At 62.4% G+C, this 26,536-nt stretch carries 26 protein-coding genes and 3 pseudogenes; 26 read left to right on the top strand and 3 right to left on the bottom strand.

All coding sequences use genetic code 11. The features are described from left to right. The first annotated feature begins 28 nt into the window (after nt 1–28). From SIN04_RS06740 to SIN04_RS06860, 25 genes and pseudogenes are all read left to right on the top strand, one after another. Nucleotides 29–1,249 (top strand): DNA circularization protein, encoded by a 1,221-nt coding sequence (locus SIN04_RS06740; RefSeq protein WP_134487619.1) that lies wholly within the window; start codon nt 29–31, stop codon nt 1,247–1,249. Beyond that, a complete protein-coding gene (locus SIN04_RS06745; RefSeq protein ID WP_134487622.1) occupies nt 1,249–2,319 on the top strand; it encodes a phage baseplate assembly protein in 1,071 nt (356 codons plus the stop codon). Before SIN04_RS06740 ends, SIN04_RS06745 begins: the two co-directional genes overlap by 1 nt. Next, the gene (locus SIN04_RS06750) at nt 2,316–2,816 is read left to right on the top strand and encodes a phage baseplate assembly protein V (RefSeq protein ID WP_134487624.1); all 501 of its coding nucleotides are present in this window, start codon (nt 2,316–2,318) and stop codon (nt 2,814–2,816) included. Before SIN04_RS06745 ends, SIN04_RS06750 begins: the two co-directional genes overlap by 4 nt. After that, nucleotides 2,813–3,376 (top strand): phage GP46 family protein, encoded by a 564-nt coding sequence (locus SIN04_RS06755; protein ID WP_166795865.1) that lies wholly within the window; start codon nt 2,813–2,815, stop codon nt 3,374–3,376. The genes SIN04_RS06750 and SIN04_RS06755 overlap by 4 nt, the downstream gene beginning before the upstream one ends. Next, nucleotides 3,376–4,494 carry a baseplate J/gp47 family protein gene (locus SIN04_RS06760; protein WP_134487630.1) on the top strand — a complete coding sequence of 373 codons (1,119 nt, stop codon included), beginning with the start codon at nt 3,376–3,378 and terminating at the stop codon, nt 4,492–4,494. Before SIN04_RS06755 ends, SIN04_RS06760 begins: the two co-directional genes overlap by 1 nt. Next, nucleotides 4,491–5,201 (top strand): DUF2313 domain-containing protein, encoded by a 711-nt coding sequence (locus tag SIN04_RS06765; protein WP_134487633.1) that lies wholly within the window; start codon nt 4,491–4,493, stop codon nt 5,199–5,201. The genes SIN04_RS06760 and SIN04_RS06765 overlap by 4 nt, the downstream gene beginning before the upstream one ends. A 9-nt stretch (nt 5,202–5,210) precedes the next feature. After that, nucleotides 5,211–6,584: a hypothetical protein gene (locus SIN04_RS06770; protein WP_341264312.1), complete on the top strand. Its 1,374-nt coding sequence runs from the start codon at nt 5,211–5,213 to the stop codon at nt 6,582–6,584. Between the two features lie 3 nt (nt 6,585–6,587). Beyond that, entirely contained in the window at nt 6,588–7,091 is a 504-nt protein-coding gene (locus SIN04_RS06775) for a hypothetical protein (protein ID WP_134487639.1), read from the top strand. Continuing rightward, the gene (locus tag SIN04_RS06780; protein WP_134487641.1) at nt 7,091–7,447 is read left to right on the top strand and encodes a hypothetical protein; all 357 of its coding nucleotides are present in this window, start codon (nt 7,091–7,093) and stop codon (nt 7,445–7,447) included. The genes SIN04_RS06775 and SIN04_RS06780 overlap by 1 nt, the downstream gene beginning before the upstream one ends. Before the next feature lies 1 nt (nt 7,448). Continuing rightward, complete coding sequence (locus SIN04_RS06785) at nt 7,449–9,083, top strand: hypothetical protein (protein WP_134487644.1); 1,635 nt, start codon at nt 7,449–7,451, stop codon at nt 9,081–9,083. Between the two features lie 42 nt (nt 9,084–9,125). After that, the gene (locus tag SIN04_RS06790; protein WP_134487647.1) at nt 9,126–9,416 is read left to right on the top strand and encodes a hypothetical protein; all 291 of its coding nucleotides are present in this window, start codon (nt 9,126–9,128) and stop codon (nt 9,414–9,416) included. A 49-nt stretch (nt 9,417–9,465) separates the two neighbouring features. Continuing rightward, on the top strand, nt 9,466–12,225 hold the full coding sequence (locus tag SIN04_RS06795; RefSeq protein ID WP_341264313.1) for a hypothetical protein: 2,760 nt from the start codon (nt 9,466–9,468) through the stop codon (nt 12,223–12,225). A gap of 1 nt (nt 12,226) precedes the next feature. Then, the gene (locus SIN04_RS06800; protein WP_134487656.1) at nt 12,227–12,547 is read left to right on the top strand and encodes a hypothetical protein; all 321 of its coding nucleotides are present in this window, start codon (nt 12,227–12,229) and stop codon (nt 12,545–12,547) included. Between the two features lie 18 nt (nt 12,548–12,565). Continuing rightward, nucleotides 12,566–13,636: a hypothetical protein gene (locus SIN04_RS06805; protein WP_134487659.1), complete on the top strand. Its 1,071-nt coding sequence runs from the start codon at nt 12,566–12,568 to the stop codon at nt 13,634–13,636. A 5-nt stretch (nt 13,637–13,641) separates the two neighbouring features. Next, nucleotides 13,642–15,438, top strand: a complete 1,797-nt coding sequence (locus tag SIN04_RS06810) for an SGNH/GDSL hydrolase family protein (RefSeq protein ID WP_341264314.1) — start codon at nt 13,642–13,644, stop codon at nt 15,436–15,438. Between the two features lie 12 nt (nt 15,439–15,450). Further along, entirely contained in the window at nt 15,451–15,792 is a 342-nt protein-coding gene (locus tag SIN04_RS06815; RefSeq protein WP_134487664.1) for a septal ring lytic transglycosylase RlpA family protein, read from the top strand. Between the two features lie 24 nt (nt 15,793–15,816). Continuing rightward, on the top strand, nt 15,817–16,752 hold the full coding sequence (locus SIN04_RS06820; protein WP_134487667.1) for a hypothetical protein: 936 nt from the start codon (nt 15,817–15,819) through the stop codon (nt 16,750–16,752). A 3-nt stretch (nt 16,753–16,755) separates the two neighbouring features. Then, entirely contained in the window at nt 16,756–17,610 is an 855-nt protein-coding gene (locus SIN04_RS06825) for a phage tail tip lysozyme (RefSeq protein ID WP_134487670.1), read from the top strand. A 5-nt stretch (nt 17,611–17,615) separates the two neighbouring features. Next, nucleotides 17,616–18,032, top strand: a complete 417-nt coding sequence (locus SIN04_RS06830) for a hypothetical protein (RefSeq protein WP_134487673.1) — start codon at nt 17,616–17,618, stop codon at nt 18,030–18,032. Between the two features lies 1 nt (nt 18,033). After that, a complete protein-coding gene (locus SIN04_RS06835) occupies nt 18,034–18,483 on the top strand; it encodes a hypothetical protein (protein ID WP_134487675.1) in 450 nt (149 codons plus the stop codon). Beyond that, on the top strand, nt 18,480–18,710 hold the full coding sequence (locus SIN04_RS06840; protein WP_134487677.1) for a hypothetical protein: 231 nt from the start codon (nt 18,480–18,482) through the stop codon (nt 18,708–18,710). The genes SIN04_RS06835 and SIN04_RS06840 overlap by 4 nt, the downstream gene beginning before the upstream one ends. Beyond that, entirely contained in the window at nt 18,697–18,972 is a 276-nt protein-coding gene (locus SIN04_RS06845) for a hypothetical protein (protein ID WP_134487679.1), read from the top strand. The genes SIN04_RS06840 and SIN04_RS06845 overlap by 14 nt, the downstream gene beginning before the upstream one ends. After that, complete coding sequence (locus tag SIN04_RS06850) at nt 18,969–20,291, top strand: metallophosphoesterase (protein ID WP_134487682.1); 1,323 nt, start codon at nt 18,969–18,971, stop codon at nt 20,289–20,291. Before SIN04_RS06845 ends, SIN04_RS06850 begins: the two co-directional genes overlap by 4 nt. Continuing rightward, entirely contained in the window at nt 20,288–20,965 is a 678-nt protein-coding gene (locus SIN04_RS06855; RefSeq protein ID WP_134487685.1) for a hypothetical protein, read from the top strand. Before SIN04_RS06850 ends, SIN04_RS06855 begins: the two co-directional genes overlap by 4 nt. A 561-nt stretch (nt 20,966–21,526) precedes the next feature. Further along, nucleotides 21,527–22,862: pseudogene (locus SIN04_RS06860) on the top strand (IS701 family transposase). A 58-nt stretch (nt 22,863–22,920) separates the two neighbouring features. Here the strand turns inward: SIN04_RS06860 and SIN04_RS06865 are convergent. Further along, nucleotides 22,921–23,484, bottom strand: coding sequence for an IS5 family transposase (locus SIN04_RS06865; protein WP_423136016.1), 564 nt, complete (start codon nt 23,482–23,484; stop codon nt 22,921–22,923). A gap of 26 nt (nt 23,485–23,510) precedes the next feature. Further along, nucleotides 23,511–23,681: pseudogene (locus tag SIN04_RS20235) on the bottom strand (transposase); the annotation flags it as partial. Between the two features lie 63 nt (nt 23,682–23,744). On the opposite strand from SIN04_RS20235, the pseudogene SIN04_RS06870 reads away from it, so the two are divergent. Beyond that, a pseudogene (locus tag SIN04_RS06870) lies at nt 23,745–24,485 on the top strand (amidase family protein); the annotation flags it as partial. A gap of 102 nt (nt 24,486–24,587) precedes the next feature. On the opposite strand, the gene SIN04_RS06875 reads toward SIN04_RS06870, so the two are convergent. Further along, on the bottom strand, nt 24,588–26,489 hold the full coding sequence (locus SIN04_RS06875; protein WP_134487693.1) for a hypothetical protein: 1,902 nt from the start codon (nt 26,487–26,489) through the stop codon (nt 24,588–24,590). Nucleotides 26,490–26,536 lie beyond the last annotated feature (47 nt).

The raw sequence follows: 26,536 nt of genomic DNA on the forward strand, positions 1-26,536 counted from the left end.
TTTTGTTGTCTTGGCGTCGGGAGGATGGATGCGCAACTGGCCATCGACCCTCTGGCCGGCGAGTTTCCGCGGCATTCCGTTCCAGGTTGAATCGGATCGCGGCCCCGGCGGCCGGCGCATCGCCATCCATGAATTCCCTGGCTCCGAGACGCCTTTCATCGAGGACCTCGGCAAGACCGCGCCGACGTTTCAGGTCACCGCCTATCTCGCCAGCGACACCGTCGACGCCGACGCGACGGTTTTTCGCGCGGCGCTCGATACGCCGGGACCTGGCGTGCTTGTCCTGCCGATCGAGGGGCCGCTCAGCGCGCATTTGCGCGCCTATGATCGCGCCTATGCTAAAGATCGCATGGGCCTCGTCGCCTTCACGCTGGATTTCGTTCGCGCCGGCGCGATGAGCCCGCTGACGTCGGTCCTGATGCTGGCGCAGCTCGTCTATGACGCGGTTGATTCGCTCGGGGCTTCGATTGCCGCGTCGGCGGCGCAGATGCAAGCGTTCGGGCAGCCCGGCTGGGTTGTCTCATCCGCGATAGCAGGCCTGCAGGATATTCCCGCTGTCCTCGAAACCGTGCGCGCTTCGGCTGTCATCGACCCGACGGTTTCGGCAGGCCTGCAATCCACTCTGTCCGGCATCTATAACGCCGTTCCGGGCGCCGTCTCTTCGCTGACTGGCGTCGATACGAGCGTCGTGACCGACAGCCTCGCTGCAGCGGCAGCGCTTCAAACGGCGATGGACCCCGCGGCGGCGGCGACCGCTTTTGGCGCCGCTGTGGATGATCTGGCGGTGCTGCCGGCGTCGACGGGCGCAACGCCGTCGGCGCAGACTCTCGCCGCCAACGCGGCTTTAGCGCAGCGCCTGGCGCGTCTGACTTTGATGACCGCCTATGTTTCCGCCGTGGCGGGGGCGTCCTATGCGGCGCGTCCGGACGGCGTCGCCGCGCGGCAGTTGCTTGTCGCGCGGTTTGACGTCGAATTCGCCGATTGCGCCGGCGCTGCGAATATCGACCTTTACGTCGCGCTGCAGAATTTGCGCGCCGCCGCGCTGTCCTATCTTTCCTCCGTCATCGCCGATCTGAGGCCGCTCGTGACGGCGAGCTCCAATGCGCCGATGCCTTCGCTCTGGTGGGCGTGGCGGCTTTATCAGGATCCCTCGCAGGCGCTGGGGCTCGTCGCCCGCAACAGCGTGCGCCACCCCGCCTGGATGCCGATGCGCATATCGGCGCTGGCGCCATCCGCTTTGGCAAGCTGATGCCGCAGACAGAGCTCGTCACGGTCGCTGCTGGCGGAGCGCTTTACTCGTCCTGGCAGAACGTCAAAGTGCGAGGCTCGATCAAGGAGGCGTGCCGCGACTTCTTTCTGCTCGCCGCAGCGAAGCTTGGCGCGGACGCTACGGCGGCGCGTTTCCAATTGTTCACGCCGCTGAAAATATATGCGACGGGCGAGCTGGTGTTTAACGGCTTCATCGATCGCCGCCGCCCGCATCTCGACCCGCGCCAGGGCTATATCAGCATCGAAGGCCGCGCGAAGGGTCAGGACGCCGTCGATTGCTCCTGCATCCATCCGACTGGCCATTTCGAGAACATGACGCCGCTCGACATCGCCAAGACGCTCGACCAGTTCAATATCGGTTTTTCGTCTGACGCGCAGTTCGACAAGATCCCCGAGTTTCAGTTGCAGCCGGGGGAGACGCTATTCCGCGCGATCGAACGCGCCTGCCGCGACCAGGGCGTGACGCTGGCGGGGCAGGCGGACGGATCGATCAAGCTGACGAAAGCCGGGCAGACGGCGCAGAGGCAGTCGGGCGCGCTGATCGAGGGCGTCAACATTGAAGTGATCGACGGCGATTTCAACGCCACGAATCGCCACTCCAAGATCTATGCGCGCGGCCAAAGCTATGATGGCCACGGCAAGGATGCGCTGCAAATGGAGGCGATCGCGTTAGATAGCACGATCCCGAGGCTGCGCCCTCTGGTGCACGTGCAGGACGCCAACACCGACAAGACGCGCCTGCAAAAGCGCGCTGAAAACCGCCGGGACAAAGCCGCCGGCGACGGCGTCCGCGCCACGGTCCAAACCGCCGGCTGGCGCGACGAGACCGGCACTCTCTGGGCTCCCGGCAATAAGGTCTGGACGGAGAGCCCGTTTGCCGGCCTCGCGCAGGATATGCTGATCGAGAATGTGAGCTACCAGCAGGCCGAGTCGAGGACGTGGTCTCTTCTGTCGCTTGTCGATCCGCAAGCGCATGGCGGCCAAGCCGGTAAATCCTCTGGCTCCGGCTCGCAGTGGTCTTTCGACTCCAGCGACGCGACATTGCAATGACCGACGAACACGACACGGCGATCAAGGGCAGCCTGCGCCGCGTCTCGGTCGTAAGCATCGACGATACCGGCACGCAACAGCGCGCGACCTTGAATGGTCTCTCCGGCGAGCAGTTCAAAAACGTTGTGCGATCACAGCACTTCGGGCTTTCGACCGTGCCGCCGATGGGTGGCGAGGGCGTGATCCTGATGCAAGGCGGCCGTTCCGATCGCGCGCATGTTCTCGGACTTGAACATCCGCAGTATCGGCCAAAAAACACGGAGCAGGGCGGCACGGTCCTTTATGATGCGAACGGGCAAGCCATCTCTCTGATCAAGAAGAACCTGCGCATTGTGGGAACAGACACAATCACGCTTACGGCGCCGAAAATCGTCCTCGACGGGATGGTCTATCTCGGCGGCGCCGACGCATCGCTGCCGGCGTCGATGAAGGGCACAATCGACACCGCCGGCGACGCCGATATCAGCAATCTCGCGCAAAAAGTCTTCGTGAAGTGAGCGATATCGTCATCCGGCCCGATCCGGCCTGCAGCGATAATGGGCTGTTCGGCTGGGACTCGGTCTATAACGAGACGACTGGTTGCGCCGATTGGTCTCTCTCCGGGCCGCAGGATGCGCCATCCAATCTCGGGGGTCTCCAAAACATCGCGGCGCTCTCGACGTTCGTTGTGATCGCTCTCTTTACCGATCAGGCGTGCCCGCCCGGGCATCCTTTGGAACAATACGCCGATGGCGACCCGCGCGGCTGGTGGGGCGACGGCCTTCTGGAAGACGGCGAAGTCGCCATGGGCTCGCTGCTCTGGCTGCTCGAACGCTCCGTCGCGACCGAGACGACGCGGCGCTACGCCGAAGTCTTTGCGCTCGCGGCGCTGCAGCCGCTGCTCGACGCCAGCGCCGCCGCTGATATCGCCGCATCAGCGAGCATTCTGCCGCAAGGCAATGGGATTTTTCTCGACATCGCGCTTTACGGCCAGGACGGATCGAAAATCTATGATCGCAGGTTTGAGATGAGCTGGCGCCAGGCCGCTCCGGCCGCCATTGGATCTCCGCGCGGCTGATGTTCGCACTCCCCGCGCTTGGCGACCTCTATCAACGCACGATTGGCGCGTTCCGCGCCTACGCCAATCTCGACGCCTCGCTGCCGCTCAATAACGTCCAGCCGACCGCGAAGGTTATCGCCGGCCGCGATTTCGAAATCTTCGGCCGTATGGATTATGTCGGCCAGCAGGCCTTCGTGCTCTATGCCGATGAGATATGGCTGCCGCGGCATGCAGAGCAATATAATATGCCTCGTAAGCCCGCGGCGCTGGCGACAGGCCGCGTCGGGGTTGTCTCGCCGGCTGACATTCTGGTCCCCGCCGGTACGCTGCTCACGCGCGCCGATGGCGTGCAATACGCCGCCGCCGCCGACTTCTCTCTCGCCGCGGCCGGAACACTGCTGGTTTCCGTGGTCGCGCAGGCGACGGGCGCTATCGGTAATACCGACGCCGGCACGATTCTGACGATCGGCTCGGGACCGACCGGAAATGGCGCGGCAACCGCGACGGCCTCGGTCGCTGCCGGCGGCGTCATCGGCGGACTCGACATCGAGGATCTGGAAGCGTGGCGCGACCGCATCCTGTTCCGGCTGCGCTATCCGCCGCATGGCGGCGCCGCGTCGGACTATGTGATTTGGGGCAGGGCGGTCGCCGGTGTCACGCGCGTTTTCGTCGAGCGGCTTTATCGCGGCCCCGGCACGGTGCGGGTTTTCCCGATCTTCGACGATCTTTTCGCCACGACTGGCGGCGTCGCGACCGATCCTTACATCGAGGCGGTCGGCGCGGCTATCGCCGCGCAAGAGCCCGCGACGGCGTTTGTGACCGTTTCGGCTCCGACTCCGCAGCCGATCGATATCGTCGCGACTGGCGTCGCGCCTTACACGACATCGGTCAAGCAGGCGATCGTTGACGAGCTGCTCGACATGATGCGGCGGCTTGGCGCGGTCGCGGGCTCGGACACGGCGACGCCGTCGATGCCGTTTCTCGCCTCGCCGCAGGTCTTCTCGCGGTCATGGATCTGGCAGGCGATCGCCAATGCCAGCGGCGAGCAACGTCATGTGCTGGCGCTGCCCTCGGCTGACATTCCGATCGCCCCCGGCGCCATCCCGGTGCTCGGCTCGGTTGATCTGCAGCCATGAGCAGCTCTTCCTGCAGCCCCGGCGTCGTATCGGAAGATATCTGCCTGACGCAACCGCAGGCGCTCGACCAGCTGATCAAACTGCTGCCTCGAGGACGCGCCTGGCGCACCGACGAGGACGCGCCGGTGCGGCGAGGGTTCCTCAACGCGCTGGCGGCGAGCTGGGCCTATATCGAAGAGCGGCTCTGCGCCCTCCGGCTTGAATTCTTCTGCCAGAGCGAGACAGAGACGAATGACGTCTGGCTCAGGCAATATGGATTGCCGGACGCCTGCGATCCCTATCCCGATCTCTGCGGCAAGGTCGCCGCTTTCGGCGGCACGCAATGCGATTATTTCCAGGCGATCGCGGCCCGTGCGGGATGGTCGATCGCCTGTCTTGAGACGGGCTGCGGCGCGATTGCCGGTCGCGCGCTGGCGGGCTGCGCGCAGGCCGGGCGAGGGCGCCGCATGGGCGAATTGCACGTGCTCGTCAATCTTGCGGAGAGCCATGCCTATACGGGCGGCTATCGGACGCCGCCTCTCGCCGGACGGCTGCGCGCCGGCCAGCCGCTCGCCTGTCCGCCAGATCTCTCGGCGCTCGAATGCCTGCTCGAGCGCATCGTCCACGCGCATGTGCTGATCGTTTATTCCACGACCACTGTGCCCGCCTCCTCGATGGATTTTCGTAGCGGCGACAATAGCAGCCTTCTGGCGGCGATCGCGGCTTAAGGAAAAACGATGACAGACATCCTCGGCCCCGGATCGAACGCCACCAACGTCACGACGACGCGCCCGGCCGATAGTCGCATCATGGCGTCGATCGACACATGGCTGCAGGATTGCACCTCCTCGACGGCGCAGGACGGCACGGAGATTTCGGCGGAATTCCTGAACGGCGTGCTGGCTAATCTGCGCGTTCTCGCGCGCGGCAATGGACCGCAGATCTCTGGCGGGCCGGTCGTTCCGGAAGATAATTCCGATTTGATGCTGCTCAACGCCGCGCTGCATCTGATCCAGCGCGGCAAGATGCATGTCGCGACGGATGCGGGCGGCGTCAACGCGCTTGTCGCGCAGCTCTCGCCCGTGCCGCCGGAACTCGTCGACGGCATGCTCATCGTCATGCGTCCCGCGATAGCCAACACGGGGCCGACGACATTTACCGCCGCTGGCGTGACCAACCAGGTCGCCACGGCAACCGGCGCGCCTCTCGGCGGCGGCGAGCTCAATCCGTCGCTGTTTTCGGCTTTCCGCTGGAACGTGACGTTGGGGAAATGGCAGCTCGGGGATTCCGTGCCGGAAGCGGCGCTGGTGCATTTCGGCGCGGACACAAGCGCCGCCGCCAACACGATCATCGCAAATGTGACGCCGGCGATCTCTTCTTATAAGCCCGGGATGCTTTTTTCGGTTCCGGTCGCCAATCTCAACACCGGCTCGTCGCAGGCCAATTTCAACGGCCTCGGCCTCAAAAATATCGTCCTCAACAACAGCGGCGCCGCGCTTTCCGGCGGCGAAATGAGCAACATTGGCGGCTATACTGCGCTGTTCCTTTATGATGGCGTGAGTTTGCGGCTTTTGAACCCGCTGCCGAAGGGCGTTTCGCGCCGCGCGCCTTTTACGTCGAGTGGGACGTTTACGCCGGTCGGCTCTCTCGTCATGGTGCAGGAATGGGCGGGCGGCGCGGCCGGCCGCAATGTCGGAGGGAGCAGCTACACGGCGGGGCAGGGCGGCGGCGCTGGCGAATACCGCTACGGTTATTTCCAGGTGACGCCTGGTGTTGGCATTGCCGTAACCGTAGGCGCGGGAGCCGCGGCCGGATCGAACGGCAATGGGGGCGCGTCGTCTTTCGGGTCGCTAATGACGGCGCTTGGCGCGATCGGGACGGCGGGCGGCGCCGGCGGCTCCGGCGGGTACGGCTTCTCGGGCGGCGCCGGAAGTCCCGGCTTTTCGAACGGCAATGTGACGGGGGCGATCGTCGTCATCGGCTCCGGCGGCGTGCCTTATCTCGCCGGCCTCTTCGGCGGCGGCGGGCAGGGTGGCGACGGTGGTCCGTCCGGCAATCCGAATGGCCGCGCCGGGCAACCCGGTTTCGTGCTCGTATCCGAGGTGGGTTAACTAATGTTTGCATTGATCCAAAGCGGAGTGGTCGTCGAGCTTTTTGCGGAGCGTCCGGTTTTGCATCCAGACGTCGAATTGGTTGACGTCTCGGCCTTTCCTGATATCGCCGTCGGCTGGGTATTCGCGAATGGATCCTTCCTGGCGCCTCCTCCCGCGCCGCCGCCAACGCGGGCCGAGCTTCAGGCTTATGCCGCCGCCAAATGGGCGGCCGTCATCGCCAATGGAACGGTGACGGTTGGCGGCTTTCAGTCTTCGACGGCGGAACAGTGGCAGGGATATGTCTCGCGCGCCGTGCAGCTTGCGCAGACCGATCCATCGACCCCTATCCTCTGGAACGGCGTGACGCCGATCACGCCTTCGCAATTGCAGGCGCTTGGCGCGGCTGTCGGCATTTTCGTGCAGGCGGCGTTCACGGCGGAGGGCGCCGCGCAGGCGGCGATCGCGGCCGGAACCATCACGACCTTCGCCAGGATCGACGCGGCGGCGTGGCCTGCGAATAGCTGATGGATCTCGCCTTCGCCAACAATCAGTCCTGGATCTGGACGGTCAGCCTCAGCCAATGGGCGCTGCTCTATGACCTGACGCAGGCGACGTTCCGCATGCAGATGCGGGCGGCGGCCGGCGATACGCTGGTGATCTATCGCTGGTCATCGAACCCCGCCGACATGGCGCGCGGGCTTCTCTCGTATGAGCCGAGCTCGAAGCTTCTGACCTCGACCGCCCCCTATGCGGACATGGCCCAGATCGCCGCCGCGACCAATGTCTATGACCTGCAGGCGCAATTGCCGGTCCCAAATCCCGCGATGGTAAAAATCTTCACCGGCGGCGCGCTCTCATTCTCATCCGGCGTGACGAGGTAGCATGACAGACACAGTCGTCGTTACGACGCCAGACGCCACGCCCGCGGTGCTTCAGCCGACGCTGACGGACGCTATCGCCGCCGCGCTGGCCTATTCGCTCTCCGCCGGCGAATCGGCGCTGGCGTCCGCCGCATCCGCCGCGACCAGCGCCTCCGCCGGGGCGACGGCCGCAGCGGCGGCGTCCGCGGCGCTGGTAGCCCTTGTCGGCGTTGCGAACGGGATCGCAGGCCTCGATGGCTCGCGGTTTGTGCCTTTAGCGCAGATCGCTGGATTAACCGACGCGCAAATCAGCGCCACAGCGGCGATCTCTGGAGCGAAGATCAATCCGGTCTTCCTCACGCCCGTCTCGATCAACAGGAGCGGCGGCGCGGTTCTGACGATCGGAAATGGATCGACGGGCGGCGCCACGCCGACGAGGTTGAATTTTGACACGAGCTATTCGACCGTGCCGGGAGCAAACCCTAAACTATCGATGTTTGGCAGCGCGGGAGATGGCTTCGGCGTGTCGGCCAGCGCGCTGGATTATATGGTCGCGGGCGGCCATGCGCATAATTTCTATGTCAACGGGTCTAAAGTTGGCAGCTTAGCGGCGACGGGCATCTCCAGCATCGGCGTGTCTGTGGCTCCGCCGGCTAATTCTCTATCTCAGGCGTTTGCATCAATCCAATCTTTAAGCGGGATACTAGCCGGGAACCCTGCCTTCAACGCCAATTGGTTGAAGCTATCGTCTGATACACTGGATGTTGGAGGCGGTTTCGTCCAAGGTCTACTGGTTGAACAACATTTTGGGGGCGCCGGAACGAAAGGCGGCAGGCAAACTATACTATCTGCCGCGTTTCTTGTCGCGCCAACAGACGCCGCGAATACTAATCGCAACTACGTAAGCCTTTCCGCCAGCATAGAGGCGGCGAGTGGTGATGGCGGGTCTCTTGGGTCTGAGAAGGGCGCTCTATTTGCGTCCAATTTTGTAGCTATAGCTGATGCCGGAGCAACTCATCTCTTAGACGTGACGGGCTCTGAAGTTGATATCATCATGCGGGCCGGCTCAAGCAGCCTTTATAAATGGGGCTGGGATGTTGTATCCGCAGTAGGGGATGCGGTTCACGGCTCGCTTGAGGACGCTGCGTTCAACGCGCGTTGCGATCAAGGCGCGATTGGTTGGATGAATGCTTTCCAAGTATCAACTGCCGCCGGAACAGCGCCGACATATGGAGTATCTCCTGGCGGAACAATTCTATATGGGGGCGTTACGGCTAGCGTCGCGCTGCGCGCGGGCATAGATTTGAGCGGTGTGTCTTCGCCGTGGGTTCAATCTGCGATTGTTTTGCCAGCTAATAACGGCGGTATTTGGTGGGGAACGGGATTTCAGGGCGGTTCAATAGTCAGCGTTACGGCCGCGAACGGCGGCGGGATCATCTTCGATAATGACGTAACTATTTTTAATTTTGGAGCTTCAGAACCGGTGAAAGTAACACCGGCAGGCCTACAAATTCCGGGCAGCTTGATTGTTGCGACGCTTCCTCCTGCGACATCTTCATCCATCGGCGCGCAAGGCCAAATAACCTGGGACGCGACGCATATTTATGTATGCGTGTCGTCTAATACTTGGGTGCGCGCGCTGTTATCGACGTTCTAAAACAGCACAACGCACGTATCCATTATAGGACATATGGAAACAATGAAAATAGACTTTTCCAAGAGCATTCTCGGCATCGACGGCGCTCCGCTCCTCGACGAAACAAAGCAGGAATTGCGCCTCAGCGTGCTTTCGATCAATTCGCTGTTGTCGCCGAAGACGCCGTTGAGCGGAGAACAAAATGTGAAGCGTTTTCAACTGGCGCTTCGGCTCAATGACGCCAGCGAGGTCGAGATCACGCCGGAAGAGGCGGCTTTGATCAAAACATGCGCGACCGAGACTTTCGCATCGCCCCTGATCGTCGGGCGCATGTTCGAAGCCCTCAACGGCTGACATCGGCGAAATGATCTCGCTGCCGCTCCTCCCGAATGTATGGACATCGTTGGGATCGGGACCGCTCGAGATCCGCGCCGCGCGCGGGACAGTCTGCTATGCGATTTCCGATTCCCCGCCAGCTCCCACTGAGCGCGGATTCACGCTCGCCGCCGGAAAGCCAAAATCGATCCAGGCGACGGGACAGGTCTGGGCGCTGACCCAAAGCCCGCTTGGCGCGACCGTGCTCTATCAGCCGTCAGCGCTGAAACACCGGCTTCTCTATGGGGCGGGGACGATCTCAACGCCTCCGGCGCTCCCCGTTCCGGCGGTCATTACGCCCCCGGCGATCCTCGGCTTCTACTGCGTCGGCCAGACGCTGTCGTGCAGCGCGGGCGCATGGACGAACGCGCCGGCGTCTTTCGCCTATCAATGGCTGCGCAATCTCACGCCGATCGCCGGCGCTAATGCCGCGACCTATGTGCTGACGTCAGCCGATCTCGGCGCATCGATTACACGGCGCACGACGCCGGGCAACGCCAGCGGCTCCGGGGCCTCGTCGACGGCCTTTCCGACGCCGGCGATCTCGGCCGCGCCAGATATAGTCGTCTCGCTTTCCGGGAGCGACACGGCGGCCGGGACGCTCGCGGCGCCTGTCGCCACCTTCGCCAAGGCTCAAACGCTTTTGCGCGCGAGGATCGCGGCCAACCGCAACGCGGCCTGTTTGATCCTTTTTCGCGGCGGCGTCTATTTCCAGACCATCGGCAAGACCCAGTCCTACTATGGCGTCACGACCGGGCTGACGATGACCTACGCCGACACGCCGGCGGCTCCGGGCAGCGTAACCGTCGCGCCCTATCCCGGAGAGGCGGTGACGATCAGCGGCGGCTTGCCGGTCACGGGCTGGGCGGTCGATTCTTCGACAGGGTTTTGGACCGCGTCGCTTCCCGCCATCGCCGCTGGAACGCAGCCCATCTTCAACGAAATGTGGGTGACGAACGGATCGAGCACGGCGCGGTCGCAATGGACGATCCGCCCGGTCATGACCAGCGAATATTATCATATCGCGTCGGCGCAGACGGCCACGGGGACGCTGACGGGTTCGCCGCCTTCCTATCGGGGCGAAACCCTTTATGCATCGAATTTCGGCGATTACGGCCAGGGCAACAAGGGAACGAACCGGTTTGGGTTCAATTCCGGAGAAATCGACCCCGCCGCGCATAATCTCGCCAGCATCCGCATCAGGTTCGAGAGGCGGCAATTATCGGTCGTGCCCCTCGCGGCGGTCGATGGGGTCAATAATATCGCAACGCTGAGCAGTCATTTGCTGTTCACAGACGATGCGCAGGTCAACCAGCCCTATCGCGTCTGCAACGCCAGGGAAGCACTGTCGCTATCGGTTCCCGGGGAGATGTATCTCGACGCGATCAGCGGCGTTCTGACCTATGTGCCGCGCCCGGGCGATGCTCTCGGCGTCACCACGTTCATCGCGCCTGTCGTCGACGAGATCATCCGCTTCTCGAACGCCGCCTCGGATGGCGACGGCTCGGGAAACCTTGTCGGCAACTGGATCTTCAGCGACATCAATTTCGCGCACACGAATTCCTACACGCTCCGCCTCGGAAGGCTTGAGAGCGACCAGGGCAAGTTCATGGGCGCTGTCGGAGCCATCGCCGGCATCGGCGCCGACAATGTCGTATTCTCCGGCGGCTCGATCCGTCACACCGGCGAAAGCGCGACGGCGTTCGGGCCCGGCTCGAAAGCGATCTCTTTCATCGGCGGCGCGCAATATTTCGATCTGGGCGCCAATGGCCCGACAGTCGCCGATGAATTAGGGATGAACCCATGGTTTGGCGGATCCAGCGCGCCAAGCACGCCGACAGCCTGGAATGACAGCGACGGAAACATCAGCAGCTTTTTGCCCGGATACAACGTCGTCAATAATGTTGTTATTCACGATACCGGTATAAACGTCACTAACTCGGCATCGATTGCCTTCGGGCGCGGGGGCTTCAACTCAATCAAAAAAGTAACGATGTACAACGCCGCCTCATTTGGCATCGCGTTTGGTATTGACAGAGCGCCCTACCTGACAAACGATACCAAACAGACGAACAATTATTTCGGATATATTCTTGGCTACAATTTCGGCATGGGCGGGACGACCGGCGCACAGGATTTCGGCATATTCTATTTGTCCGGTCAGCAAGGATCGAGCGTCGAATCGACCAAGACCGTCATCGAATACTGCTGGGTCAGGGATATCTATGCATCATCCTGGCCGACCTATGACGGAACGAACTACATCGCGCGCGGGAACAATAATTTCAAAGTTTATGTTGATCAGGTCGGGCGCGGCGTCATCGTTCGGAACTCGGTGTTTTCCGGCGTCGGCAATACGTTTCAGATCAAAGGGACGCTCCACGAGTGGACGAACAATATCGCCGTTGGCGATTACACCGGGCTGATTCAAAACGTTCAGCACTATCCGATGCTTCCATATGTGGCGTCGCCATCGACGAGCGGTCCGGTGTCGATCAGCATAAGTGAAAGCATCTTCGACTTTACGCCCGGAGATTCGACGATGCTCTTCTATGCGAATCTTGCCAGCTACAACATGCCGTCTGATAATAATCTCTTTTTCATGCGCGGCGCGACGATCTCGCGGATGAGCGCCGACATGACGAAAACGCAATGGCTTGCGTCCGGCCGCGACGCACATTCTATTTTCGACGTCGATCCGCGGTTGAACGCCGATTTTACGTTCGCCGCCGGCAATCCGCTGCCAGGCTTCATCCCGATCGACGTAACGGCCATGGGCGCGGCCTGACATGGCAGCGACGACGGAAGTGGATGTCACGCCGGGCGCCTGGACGTCCTTGGGCGCGGGGCCTTTGTGCCTGCAGGCGCTGCAAAGCCAGATCTGGTACGCGATCGCCTCCGCGCCGCCGCCGGTCGGCGCGTTGGGCTTCGTGCCCGATAGCATCCAGGACGTGTGGACCAACACGAACGTCTATGTGACGACGCCCGACGCGCTTGGCGCAAAACTGGTGTGGGCGCCGCTCGCGCCATTCGTTGTCTCATCCGGCGCCAGCGCCATGGACTTCAGCCAATCCGCAAACAGCGGCCTCCTCGCCGCGATCGCCGCCTAAACTCCGGAGAATCAACCCATGGCTTTGCCAATCCTCAACGTCACTCCCGGCTCGGGAGCGACGATCAACACGCTGCCCAACGCGCCCGCGGTGATCGCGGACAGTATCTCCGTTGCGCTGGCGACCGACACGGTGCTGCCGCTGCCGACTGGCGCCGCCGCCGATGGAACCGACGCAACGGGCGTCGTCCAGCTTGCCGGCGGCATCGGCATTCGGGGATGGTTGTCGGGCATCTTCTCAAAGGTTTCGACGGCGGCCAATCAGGCGACGCAGATCACCAGCCTTGCGGCCATTCTCGCCGCGATCCAGGCGACCGACACGGCGATCGCCATTACCAATCGCTCCGGATATATCAACGGCGCGGTGTCCGCCGCCGCCGTCCAGTCGATTGGAACGCAGGGCTGGGCTCCCGGCGACACGCTGACGATGCCGAGCGGCGCAGGCGTCGGCGCGCCGGCCGTGCTCAATGTGCAGAGCACGCAGCTTGCCGCTGTTCCGACCATCGCCGCCGCCGGATCGGGCGGCACGAACGGCGCGGTCACACTGACAGGCACGACCGGAACCGGAACCAAGTTCACCCTGGCCGGCACAATCTCCGGCGGCGTGCTCACGGCGATCGGCTCCATCAGTGTTGCCGGCAATTACACCGTCAACCCGACGAATCTGGCGGCCGAGCCGGTGACCGGCGGCGGCCTCACAGGGGCGACCGTCAACATCAAGATGGCGATCCTGGCTCTCGGCGTTACGACCCCGGGCGTCTATACGGCGCCGGTGACCAATCCGCTTGCGCCCGCAGCGACGTCCGGCTCCGGCGTCGGCGCGACAGTCAATCTGACGAGTTTCACGCCGCTTTCCACGCAGGTCGCGGCGCTGAATGCATCACGGCAATATCTCGCGATCCGCAATGAGAGCACTGCGCAGAATATCGGCTTCTCTCTTTCAGGTGCGGCAGCCTTTGGGGCAGTCGGAACGTCGACGCTGCTGTCGAACTTCAACGGCTACGATTGGTCCGGCAATCGCGTGCCGAGCAACGCATTGACGGCGATAGGGCAGGTCGCATTTCAACAATTCACGGCTTGGGAGGGCTGATCGGAATGCTGCTCATCAAAAGGATCCTCGCCCTCGCCACGGCGATTGTGCTGGGCTCGCAGCTCGCCATCGCAGGCGCAACCTCCTCCTATGTGCCGCAGGCCGAAACCCTCGGCGCCACGCTGCGCAGATTGGCGTCGGCCGCAGCTCACAAAAATCCCTACAACCAGCCGCAATTGCTCGGTGCGCAGCCCTGGATTCAACTCACCGGCGCATATCCCGGCAACGCCGCAGTGGTGGCGGCGGGAACCCTATATTCCAATGCGGGCCATATCTATTACGCCGCTGTTGGCGGGACGACAGGTACAAGCACTGCTCCAACGGGAACAAACCGCACGCTGGCATATCCCGATGGAAGTATAACATGGCTCTATTATGGGCTGGCGGCGGGAGACATCGTTTCCAACGGCGGCTATCTGTTCCAGGTGGTGACGCCGGGGGTCCCGGCAACGACTGGCTCAGGGCCGACTCCTGGAAGCCTGTCTGACGGAACCATCACATGGGCGATGATCGGGCTGCAAACCTCTCCGGTGCTGACGCAGATCAACACGCACAATGCGGCGTTGACGAATGTCTATAACCCGGTCGGCGGCCTCTCCAATAACTCGCTCGTGCCGGACGGGCCAAACACCGCCAATGGCTCCGTTTTCCGTTGGGAGGGCGGGTGGCCGGTCGTCCAGAGCTCCGGGTTTGGCGTATTCCCGGCCGGCCCGGATATCTCTCCGGTGACGGGAAACTGCAACGCTCAGACCGCATATAGCGGCTTGCAGATCCAATGCAATTATGAATCTGTGGAGTTCGTGGCTGAAGCCGCCATAGTCGAAATTAACACCATAAATACGGGCACATACGCGATACAGGTTGATGGTCAATACATCAAATCCGGGGCGGGTCCGAATACAGTTGGCGGCGCGACGCTAGTATCTGTGTATAGTGGCGGAAACGCCAGAATTACACTAGACTTCACGAACATTGGCGGCAGGGCGGCGCACACGATTAAACTTGAAATGACGGCATACAATCTGCTGCGCCAAGTATCTGTAGGCCCTTATGATTATATTACATATCCGAACCAATCCGATAATTTCGGGGTCGCCTTCGTTGGGTCCAGCCTGACAGCTGGAACGGGCGCGACGGGGACTTATTCGAGCTGGTCCAATGTCTTCCGGCAATTGGTCGGGCTTCCTGACGCGGCGAATTTCGCTATCGGTGGCACTGGACTTCTTAATCCGGGAACGTCGACCCCCTACATCAGCCACTTCATGGCCGATCTTTCAAGATATGCGGCCTTCCGAGGTGCGCCGAAAGTGATCTTCGTCGAGGCGGACATCAATGATGTCTCCTACGGATCGACTGCGGCGCAAATTACAACCGCCGCGACGACCCTGATCAAAACCCTACGGGCGGCATATCCGGGCGGCCCAAAAGGGACGCTCATCGTTGGCGTCGCCTCGCAGAATGTAGGTCAGGGCGGCGGCTCGCTCGGCACATGCGGCACGGCGATCCAGTGCGAGGCGGCGGTTCAGGCGGCGTTCACCGCGCAAGCAGCCTCAGGGGACCAATACATCGGCTTTATTCCCAATTATGGCGTTCCCACGCCGCCCGGCCCAGTCCTCACCGGCACGGGTCATCAGACGACGCTGGACGGCACGTGCAACGGCGCCAATGCGACGGGATCGACCGCCGGCAACAACTACATCGACCTGTCCAGCAGCGGCCCGCATCCGAACGATTGCGGCTATATGGTGTGGGCCAAGGCCATTGTTGCGGCCTACCGGGCGATCATCAACGCTTTGCCGTGATGCTGGCCGGGTTTGATTAGATCCACTCTCGGCGCGCTGGCCGTGCTCGCATGGCTGGCCGCTGCCGCTCAGATCGCCCGCGCGGAAACGTGCCGGGCGTCGTTCTATGGCCCGGAGAGCGGTCATCAGACCGCCAATGGCGAACGCTTCCGCCCGATGGGCCTTTCGGCCGCTCATCGCACATTGCCATTCGGGACGCGCCTGCGCGTCTCGGCGAATGGCCGCAGCGTCATCCTTCGCATCAATGATCGCGGGCCCTTCGTGCGCGGCCGCTGCATCGATCTTTCCCTGGGCGCCGCACGGGCGCTCGGCATCGCCGGCGTGGCGATCGTTCGACTCGATCACCTTCACTGATTTCTCTTTCGATAAGGCTCTCTCATGCGCGCGGATCTTCTGCATGTGGTTACGGCTGTGGCCAATCCGGTTCGCTGGAAAAGCCGGATCAGCCTCTATCATGAATTCGAGCGGCATATGCTCGACAGCGGCGTGAAGCTGACGACCGTTGAATGCGCCTATGGTGAACGGCCATTCGAACTCAGCAACCCGCATGTCAACCACGTAAAGGTGCGCGCCAACCCCGCCGCCTTGGTGTGGAACAAGGAAAACCTACTCAACATTGGCGTCTCCCGCCTGCCGCCCGAGGCAAAATATATCGGTACGTTCGATGCCGACATCACGTTCCGCCGCAAGGACTGGGCCGCGGAGACGGTGCATGCGCTGCAGCACTATCCCGTCGTGCAGCCGTGGTCTGATTGCTATGATCTTGGGCCCAACGGGGAGCACATCGAGGCGCATCGGTCCTTCTGCCGGCTTGTTCACGAGAAGAAGCCGATCGTCCAGGGGCCGAATGCTGTTAACGGACCTTATAAATTTGGCCATCCGGGCTATGCCTGGGCGTGGACGCGCCAGGCGCTCGAATGGGTTGGCGGCCTTGTCGAAACCGCCGGTCTCGGCGCCGGCGATCATCATATGGCGATGGCGCTGATCGGCCGCGTCGACGACAGCATCCCCGGCAACATTGGCGACGCCTACAAGAAGCCGCTGCGGCTTTGGCAGGCGCGCGCCATGCCGCATATCGCCCGGAGCATCTCTTATATCGCCGGCACGATCGAACATGGCTTCCACGGCCCGAAGGCCAAGCGCGCCTATGTCGATCGCTGGGGCGTCCTCATCAACAATCATTTTGATCCTGAAACAGATCTCAAGCGCAACACTTACGGAGTGCTCGAGCTCGCCGGCAACAAGCCGGCGCTTCGACATGATGTCGATCTGTATTTCCGCCAGCGCAACGAAGACGCCAACGTCGCGGAGTGAGATATGACCCTGCTTGATCGACAGAGAGAACTGACGGGTTATCTCATCGCGGGATATCCGGATCTTGGCCTTCCAGGGCTTCCGCTCGTCTCAGCATCCGCGGGGACGGGCAATTCGACGCAGGAGAACCTGTGCCAGCCAGTGACGACAGGCCCGAAGGATCATGGCTCGGACGGCCTCTTCCAATGGCGCGAAGAGCGCCTCGCCGAAATGCAGTCCTGGTGCACGGCGCATTTTGGCGATTGGAAAACGGTCAAGGCGCAAGCCGCCTTCTTCCTGAAGGAGCTGCGCGATGGGGACGCGGGCGGCGTCAAATATGATGCGCTCTATCGGGATCTTCTCGACGGCAAAAAGTCGCTCGCGACCCTGACGACCAACATAAACCGGTTCTATGAACGCTCCGCCGATGACGAAGCCACCAATAACAAGCGAATCAAATACGCGACAGACGCCCTCAACGCCATGGGCGGAGTAAAGGCTGCGCCGCCAGTAGTTCATTCGGCCGCGCCTGCAATTGTCGCAGGCGCCGCGGCAGGAGCGGGACTGTTGTCTCACATCGTCCATGGTGCGGCGTGGATCGGGATAGCCGTGCTCGCCGTCGCCATCATCGCCGCGATCGCCGCCGCCGCCACGGCGCTGCGGCAGGCGAAGACGGTTTCGACGCTGGACAGCGCTGTCGCTGATCTCAAGGCGAAGGCGTTGGCGGTCGAAGCCGCCAAGGCCACCACGATCGCCTCGATCTCGGCCGAGGAGACGAAAGTCGCCGCCGCGAAGGCTGTCGTGGCCGGCGTCCAAACGGCTGCGCCAGCGTCCGCCGCATCGCTGCCTATCGTTCCTCCCACGCCCGCGAAAGGATAATCCACATGAGCGGCTTCCTACACGCCATTCTCGTCATTCTCGCGATCGCCGCCGGGGGCGGCGCTGTCTATGTCTATTTCACGTACATCCGAAACAAAATGGTCGAGACGGCGGCCGTGACGGGCAAGGCCGCGACCGTTGCGGCGACTGCCGGGCCGGAAAAGATCCTCGCTATCTTGCAAGGGTGGAAGACGCACATCTTGGTCCTCGTCGGCGTGGTGACGAACGGCCTCGCCGCGATCCCGCACGCGCTCGCCTGTTTCAACGCCGAACTTCTGCAGCAATGGCAGGCTCTGCCGTGGTCCTCGGTCGTTGATGTTCATGTCGCGGCATGGATCAATTTTGCCATTCTCGCGCTGATCCCGCTGACGCATGAACAGGGCGTCAACCAGGCCGCCAAGACGCCGCCGCAGGGGCAGTGAGATGGGCGCGCTCATTCTTCCCCTCCTCAACGCCCTGTTTGGCGGTCTTATCACGCCGTTTGTGACGGCATGGGTCAATTACAAGACGAATACGGCGACGATCAAAGAGCAGGGCTTCGCGGCCGGCGCCGCAGCGGACGCAACCGTGATGCAGGCGGCGCTCGCCAGTGACGTTCAGCTCGCGGCCCTGAAAGTCCAGGTCTATGGCCAGCCGATCAATCGGTTGATCATGCTGATCGCGGGCGTGCCGCCGGCACTGCATTTCGGGCTGATCTTTATCGATACGATCTTGGCCTCGAAAGCCTTTCTTGGCGCTCCCTTTTTCGGCGTCGCCAAGCTGCCCGCGCCCTACGACACCTTCGAATGGGCGATCGTCTCCAGCTTCTTCCTTGTCCATGCGGTGACGCTTGGAACAAGCAACGTCTCCTCCTGGCTTGGGAAGGCGAAATGAAAATCATCGTCCTGGTCCTGACATGCCTTGCTTCCACACCACAGGAAGAGTGCACCAAGAAAACAGCCATCGATTTTCGCGAGATCGCTGCCGATTCGATCATGCAATGCGCCATGGCGGGCATGACGATTGCCGCCAGCGATCCCCGCGGCAATGAGGGGCTTCGCACCAAAATCGTCTGCGGACGTCCGACAAAGGAAGGGAGCCGCGCAGATGGCGGTCAATGAGAATGATATTGTCGGCGCGGTCGTCTCTGGAAACATAGGACAGCTTCTGGGCGCCGGCAGCTTTGGGGCGGTCTTCGGCGCGATTGCCATCATCGTTGCCGCGCTGATCAAAAGGCAGCCGGCCATGGTCGCGGCGGTCAATGATAGCGTCCGCACGTTGTTCGAGGCGCAGGAAAGACGAATCGTCGAGCTCGAGGAGAAAGTTGTTGAGCTGACGAAGGCGCTCGAGGAAGCGCGCAAGCAGCGGGGCTTTGGCGCATGATCGGCCTGACCAAGAAGGAAGCGCGGCGCAGCGTCGAGGCCGTTCAGAAAGCCCTCAAAGCCGGCCATGCGCCGCCGAACGGCAAATCGGAGAGCGGCAAGAGCGCGGTCTCCGTCGCAGCGGCCGCTCTTGGCATAGCGCCATCGACGCTCTTTTCCCGAGTGAAGGCTGGCGGCCCATGCGAGCGCCTCCATGCGCTGCCGGTTAATTGGTCGCTGGCGAAGCCCGCGCCGGAAGCAGCGCCGCCGCGTCCGCCAGCCGATCCAATCGAGGTGCGGCGGCTGAAGGACCGCGTCCGCGCGGAGGCCACCGGCCGGCAAATCGCAGAGCGCCGGCTCGCGGATGGCGAGGCGATTCGCGAAGCTCTATTTCGGCTCACGGCCGCGCCGCTCGATCCGCCTTCATGGAACCCGAAGCCGGACCGGCCGGATGGCAAGGTGGGCGAGGCAATTATCCTGCCGATCTCCGACATCCACATGGGCGAGGTCATCGATCTCGACCAGATGGGGGGGCGCAACAGCTACAATGTGAAGATCGCGCGCCGGCGCATCGAACGGCTTTTCGCCTCGGCGGTGAAGCTGGCGACGGTCCATTGGTCCGGACCCAAGCCCTCCGCGATCTTTGTGCCGCTGATGGGCGACCTTGTCTCGGGCGAGATCCATGAGGAGCTCGCCAAGACCAACGATCTCCTCGCTATTCCGGCCGTGCGGGCGGTCTCGGAAGCGCTCATCGCGGGCTTTGACATGCTCGTGCGGGAATTCCCCGCGACGCCAATCCACGTAATCAGCGTGCCTGGCAATCATGGCCGCACGACACGCAAGCCCGAATCGAAAGGGTTTGCTTTAAATTCCTATGACACGCTTGTCGCCTGGACGATCGAGTCCTGGTACGCGGCCAAGGGCGCAGATCAGATTTCGTTTTCTGCGCCTGCAAGCGGCGACGCTCTGGTCAATATCCTCGGCTGGAATGTCCTGCTGACGCATGGCGATCGAATCGGCTCGCGCGGCGGCGCGGGCTTTGTCGGCGTCTCCGCCACGGCGACGCGCGGCATGAAAAAGCTGATCGAGGATTATTCGGCCGAGGGCGTGATTCTCGACACGATCATCGTCGGGCACTTTCACTCGCCGATGGAGCTCGAGTATGGATTTGTCAACGGAAGCCTGCCGGGGCCGTCCGAATATGGGCGGTCCTTGCGCATGCGCTCACACCCAGCCTCGCAATGGATGCTCTCGGTGCATCCGCGCCGCGGCATCGCCAGGCGCTGGAAGATCATGGTCGGCGACCCGAGCGAGGGCAGCATTTATAAGGGTCGGGCATGACGGCGGTTGAATGGCGCGGGCCGCGCCTCATCGGCTTCGCCGGCCGCGCGGGCGCAGGCAAGACCACGGCCGCACGTTATCTTTGCGAGCGCTATGGTTTCACCCGTGTCCGATTCGCTGGGCCCCTGAAAGATATGATGCGCGCGCTCGGCCTGACTGACGCGGAGGTCGAGGGAGACCGCAAGGAAGCGCCATGCGATCTTCTGTGCGGTAGGACGCCGCGCCAGGCGATGCAATGGCTTGGCACAGAATGGGGCAGGGATCTGCTCGGGCCTGATTTCTGGGTCGAGGCATGGTCGCGCCAGGCGCAGGGGGTCTTGGTGGCCGGCGGCCGCGTCGCCATCGATGACGTCCGCTTTCTGAACGAGGCGTCGAAGATCTGGGGCTTCGGCGGCATTGTCGTGAAGATCGTCGCGGAGGGGGCTGCGCCGCCGCCGGCTTCGCATCGCTCGGAAGAGCAGGGCTTCCCGTATGATCTGACGATCGAAAATCCACATGATGGCCTTCTTGCGCTGCATCATGGGATAAATATGCTGAATTGTTCGGCGGCATTCGGTGACGCCGTGCGGCGCAGATATTGGCGGCAGCATCTCGGCGATCATGCCGCTGGCGTGGACGCGCCGCTCTCCCATGCCGAGGCATGTGGAGATCCGGGAGACACAAAATCCCGATAAAATTCCCGAAGGTCGCAAATAAACGCGCGCATCCACTTGATTTACAAGCACTTCGCGCCTTGCGCACTTATGACTGGGGGACTAGGGGTCGTGGGTTCGAATCCCGCCACTCCGACCATTAAAATCAAGCATCTCAGCGAATGGATGCTTCCGGCGAGGAACATTCAGAAGCGAACCGGAAGCAGGAGGCGTGCGGGGGGCGATTCGGCAAAGGAGCCGCCATCGACCTTCTACCATCGCACGGGCGCCCGCCGCCGGGGTCTGGACAGAATTGGCCAATGTCGCAGCTCCCGCGCCGCCGCCGCTGTCACCCCGTGACCTTTGGACGTTTGGTTACCGCAATGCCGAGCGTCCAAATCAAAACGGAGGATCGGTCCGTAAATAGCGGGAGGATAACGGGAACAGCGCGTGGCTCGTAGTCCCGCAATGAGGCGACGCGGATTGATCTTGAAGATTGAAGGATCGCCAGTCCCGGTCCGCTTCGGACGTTTGCATTCTAGCGCTACTTTGGCAGATTTTTGAGGGGTCGGGCGTTTTTAGGATTCCCGAGACGCGCATTGCGTGATTCATGGGTGGTCGGCGTCACGGAGGGCCGACCATGGACGAGATTTGGAAGTCCGATCTTGAGCGGTGGCTGGCGCCTTTTCTCAGTGCTTTTCGACACAAGGCGCGGGCACGGATGTGCCCGGTTTATGTTGCGGGGCTGATCGGCGCGGGGGATCGCAAGAGCGTCCAGCCCATGGCGGCGCGCGACGGCGAAGTCGGCTACGACCAGCTTCATCACTTCATCGCCAGCGGCGTGTGGGACGCCGCGCCGCTTGAGAAGGCCCTGCTCGCCGAAGCCGACAGAATGGTTGGCGGCGCCGACGCGTGGCTGATCGTTGACGATACGGCATTGCCGAAAAAGGGCGAGCATTCGGTCGGCGTCGCGCCACAATATGCCTCGTCGCTCGGAAAGACCGCCAACTGTCAGTCGCTGGTCTCGCTAACGTTGGCGTCACGCGAGATTCCGGTGATGGTGGGCCTGCGGCTATTCCTGCCCGAAAGCTGGACAGATGATCCCGAGCGCATGGCGCGGGCTCGTGTGCCGGAGGATAGGCGGACCGCTCTGACGAAGCCGGAGATCGCGATCGAAGAGATCGACCGCGTCATCGCCTCGGGCGCGCGCTTCGGTTGCGTCCTCGCCGATTCGGGATACGGCTCCAGCGGGTCTTTCCGTCAGGCTCTGAGCGCGCGCGGTCTCAAGTGGGCGGTCGGGCTGTCGCGGCGCCAGAACGTCTATCCCGCCGACGTCGCTTTGATCTTTCCGGTCGCCAGGGCCGGAAGGCCGCGCAAATACAGCATCCCGGATCAGCCTCCGGTCTCTGCCGAAGCGTTGTTGTCGGAAGAGAAATGGCGAAGGGTTAATTGGCGGCGGGGCACAAAGGGCCGGCTGACATGCCTCTTCGCGGCCCGCCGCGTTCGCGTTGCAGACGGTCATAAGCACCGCATGCTTGATGATCGCATGCAATGCATGCCGGGCGACGAGGTCTGGCTCGTCGGCGAACGGAGGTCGAGCGGCGAGCAAAAATACTATGTGTCCAACCTTCCGGCCGATACCAGCCTCAAGACGCTCGCCGCCACGATCAAAGCCAGATGGGTCTGCGAGCAGGCGCATCAGCAGTTGAAGGAAGAACTCGGCCTCGACCACTTCGAAGGCAGATCCTGGATCGGACTACACCGGCACGCCTTGATGACAATGATCGCCTACGCCTTCCTCCAGACCCGCCGCCTCAAGGCCGCGGGACGGAAAAAAAAGAATCGGGGGACCGCCGCCACAACCGAGCCTGCCGGCCATCAGACAAGCCATTCTCGACCTCTTCGCACGGCCTCCACCCAGACGATGCCCCCACTGTGAGAAACTCATCGCCGACGCCGTCGAACCAAATCTGCCAAAGTAGTGCTAGGCTCAGGACTCATTGATTGATCCAGAAGATGACGGTTGCGGCGATGCAGATTGCGGAGAAAAAGGTGTGTGCGCATCGGTCGTAGCGGGTGTGGATGCGGCGCCAGTCTTTCAGCTTGCCGAACATGTTCTCGATCCTGTGGCGCTGACGGTAAAGCGTGCGGTCGTGGTTGATCGGTATTTTGCGGTTCGCCTTCGACGGGATGCAGGGGACGATACCGCGTTCGGCCAGGGCGTTGCGGAACCAGCCGGCGTCGTAGCCTCTGTCGCCGAGCATGGCCTTGGCTTTCGGCAAGGCGCCAAGCATCAGGGCCGCGCCCTTGTAATCGCTCATCTGGCCTTCGCTCAGCAGCATCACCAGTGGGCGGCCCTGGCCATCGCAGACCGCGTGAAGCTTGGAGTTCAGGCCGCCCTTGGTGCGCCCGATACGTCTGGGAACAGCCCCTTTTTGAGCAGGCTTGCCGCCGTGCGATGGGCTTTGAGATGCGTGGCGTCGATCATAAGCCGGTCGGGCTTGCCGCCCTTGGCCGCCAGCTCGGCGAAGATCCGGTTGAACACGCCAAGCCGGCTCCAGCGGATAAAGCGGTTGTAGATCGTCTTATGCGGGCCGTAGTCCTTCGGGGCGTCGCGCCAGCGCAGTCCGTTGCGGATCACGAAGATAATCCCCGAGATCACACGCCGATCATCGACCCGCGCAACCCCATGCGACAGCGGAAAGTAAGGTTCAATACGGCGCATCTGCGCCGGCGACAGCCAAAACAGATCACTCATCAAAGCACCTCCCGGCGCCTCCAATGAATCAATCGTTCGCCATCTCCGCAAGCAAATTAATAGGTCCTGAGCCTAGCGCTCGCCTACGACGCCATGCAGGGACCGGACGCCGACGATCCGGGTTGCGCGCAAAAGCCGGTCGAGAACGTATCGGCGCTCCTCGATCGCGGCGCTGAGGGGCTGCGAATCGGCGTCGCCGGGGGCTATTTCGCGGAGAACGGCAATCAAGAAGCGTTCGCCGCCGCTGATCGCGTGGCGAAGGCCCTGGGCGCGACGCGCATCGTCGAGTTTCCAGAGGCGAAGCGCGCCCGGGCGGCCGCCTTCCTCATCACGACGACGGAAGGCGCGGCGCTGCATCTCGATCGGCTCCGGACACGGGCGGCCGAGTTCGATCCAGCAGTCCGAGATCGATTGATGGCTGGCGCCATGATCCCGGCCGCCTGGGTAGCCAAGGCGCAAAAATTTCGGCGCTGGTTTCAGCGCGAGGCGGAAGCGCTTTTCGAGACTGTAGATGTGGTTCTCGCACCCGCGACTCCCTGCCGGGCGCCCAAACTTGGCCAATCGCAAATGACGATAGCGGGAACGACGATGGCCGTACGCGCGCATCTCGGTCTTTACACGCAGCCGATCTCGTTCATTGGCTTGCCGGTCGTCACGGTCCCGGTCTGGAGCGACGGCGAATGTCTGCCGATCGGCGTCCAGATCATCGGCCCGGCCTGGCGGGAAGACCTCGTAATGCGGGTCGCGGCCGCGCTGGAAGCGATTGGCGTAGCGAAGGCGCCGGTCGCAATGTTGCGGACCTAGAGCCTGGCCAGGCGCGTGGTCCCTGCACTCCGACTACTCGGATTAGAGCAAGATAAAAAGGCCTTGATTCAGTCCTTGGCGCAGCAGAGCGAAAGCCGCCAGCTACTCATTTGCCGAGCCGGTGATCGCCATCTTCTTCAGCAAGGCTCCGGGCGTCTTGACCAGTTCAAGATCGGCGAGGCCAAACCCTTCCGGCGCCAGCGCGACGAGATTAAAGCTTTTCGGCTCGACGATGAATTTCGCGAGTTCGGAGCCAAGGAGGCGCGCTGAGGGATTGTTTCCGAGCAGGGCCGGAAACATGAAAGTCGCCGCCATCAGATCCGACTGACGCACCTCATCCACAGATTTCTTTTGGCTTTTCGCCTGGGCTGCGAGAGACCGGTCGAAGAGGCCAGCGTTTTCGACACGAATGTCGATCTTTTTAACAAGAAGATTGCGCGCGGCGGCGGCAGCGATCTGCTCATTGTTTGAGGCAAGATCCTGCGTCACATTATCGATCAACGCCGTCATTTTGAGAGCGCCCATACCGGCGCCCTCAAGCGAGAAATCATTGATTGCGAGTTGCTTGGACGTCTGCGTCCAGACGACATTGAGGCGGCTCGTCAGATCGAGCCGGGAATACCCCATGGCGGCGAGCGCGGGCAGGGCCCCGCCGTCTCCGCCTTCATCGAGCGGATAGACCAAATGATCGAGCGCAACGTCGAGACCAGACGTGGAGTCGTCCTTTTGCGCCGCGCTCCTGATGCCGAAACGCTCGACCTTGAATGAGCCGCCGGACTTTGCTGTTTCGCTGGCGGGAGTCGCGTCGGCGGCGAACTTCGTCACCACGATCTCCTCGAAGTCCGGCCGCAGATCCTTGCCCAATAAATCCGGCGCGTGATCGGCGCTCGAGAGAGGCCTCAGATCAATGCCGCGGAAGCTGACGCTCTCGACCGCCATTCTCCCGGCGGCGCGGTCGAGGGCGAGGTCTTTCCCATCGAGGGAATCGATCTGTGATCCATCGAGGCGCGTCATCGACGCCTGCGCCATCGTGAAGGTGGCGGCGTCTCCATCCTTATTGAGCTCGAGTTTCAGCGCGCTGGCCGCGACGTCGTCGACCTCGAAGCAATCGAGTAATCTCAGGGCGTCGCCTTTCGCTGTCCTCTGCGGCTGAGCCTCGACCGTGTTCGCATCGACCTGTTGTTTCAGTTCCGGACGCGCCTTCACAGCGCCGACGGTCAGGTTTTTGACGTCAAGATCGAAATGCGCATTGCCAAGATGAAATCCGTTGATGGCGAGCGAATTATAGAGCGGAAGCTTGGGCGCGTCGGCCCGATCGCGCGTTTCGGTCAGGATTCTGGCGCCAAGGACGAGGTCGATATCCTTGGCGCTCATTGGGCCATAAGCGCCGCCGACGTCGCCGGATTGAGGATTGGAAAGTGAAAAGCTGGCGCCGGCGGCGCTGGCGGAGGCGGCCTTACCATTGACAAGGCTGTTCAGCGCAATGTCGCGATAAGTCAGCTTTTGCGTTGCCGCTCCCACCTTGCTCTCGACGGTCATTTCAGGAATCGTAATCGCCGCGGCCGATAGCGCGGCCAGCCGTTCGGCGAGGGGCTTTGCGGCTTTCGCGTCGAAGAGGGCCAAAAGATCCGAATTTGAAATTGATGCGCCGGAAAGCTCGATCTTTTTGATTTTATAGGTCGCGAGGCCGGTCTCGATGACGACGTCCTCGGCGCTTGCAGAACCCGTCCCGGCAAGCGCCGCGGCGATCGGCGGCAGCAACGCCGACGCGGCGAAGTTCAACGCGCCGATATGGAGCGAGACGTCCTTGCGCCGCCAGTCGAGGCCAATGATGCGGGCGTCGCCGCGCCAGGGCTCATCGATGACCCGGCTGAAGGTGAGACCGTCGACGCGGGAGGCGACCGCCGCGACCGATTGACGGAAAGCGTACCGATCCGCGGCCTCGAGCGAGACGACGGCGAGGGCGCAAAAGGCGACGCCGCCGAGTAAAGTTCTGGACTTCATGAGACCTCGCGAGGCGCATGATGGGTTCGAAGGCCCGGCAGGCGCAC

Source organism: Methylocella tundrae (assembly GCF_038024855.1).
In the GTDB taxonomy this organism is placed as follows: domain Bacteria; phylum Pseudomonadota; class Alphaproteobacteria; order Rhizobiales; family Beijerinckiaceae; genus Methylocapsa; species Methylocapsa tundrae.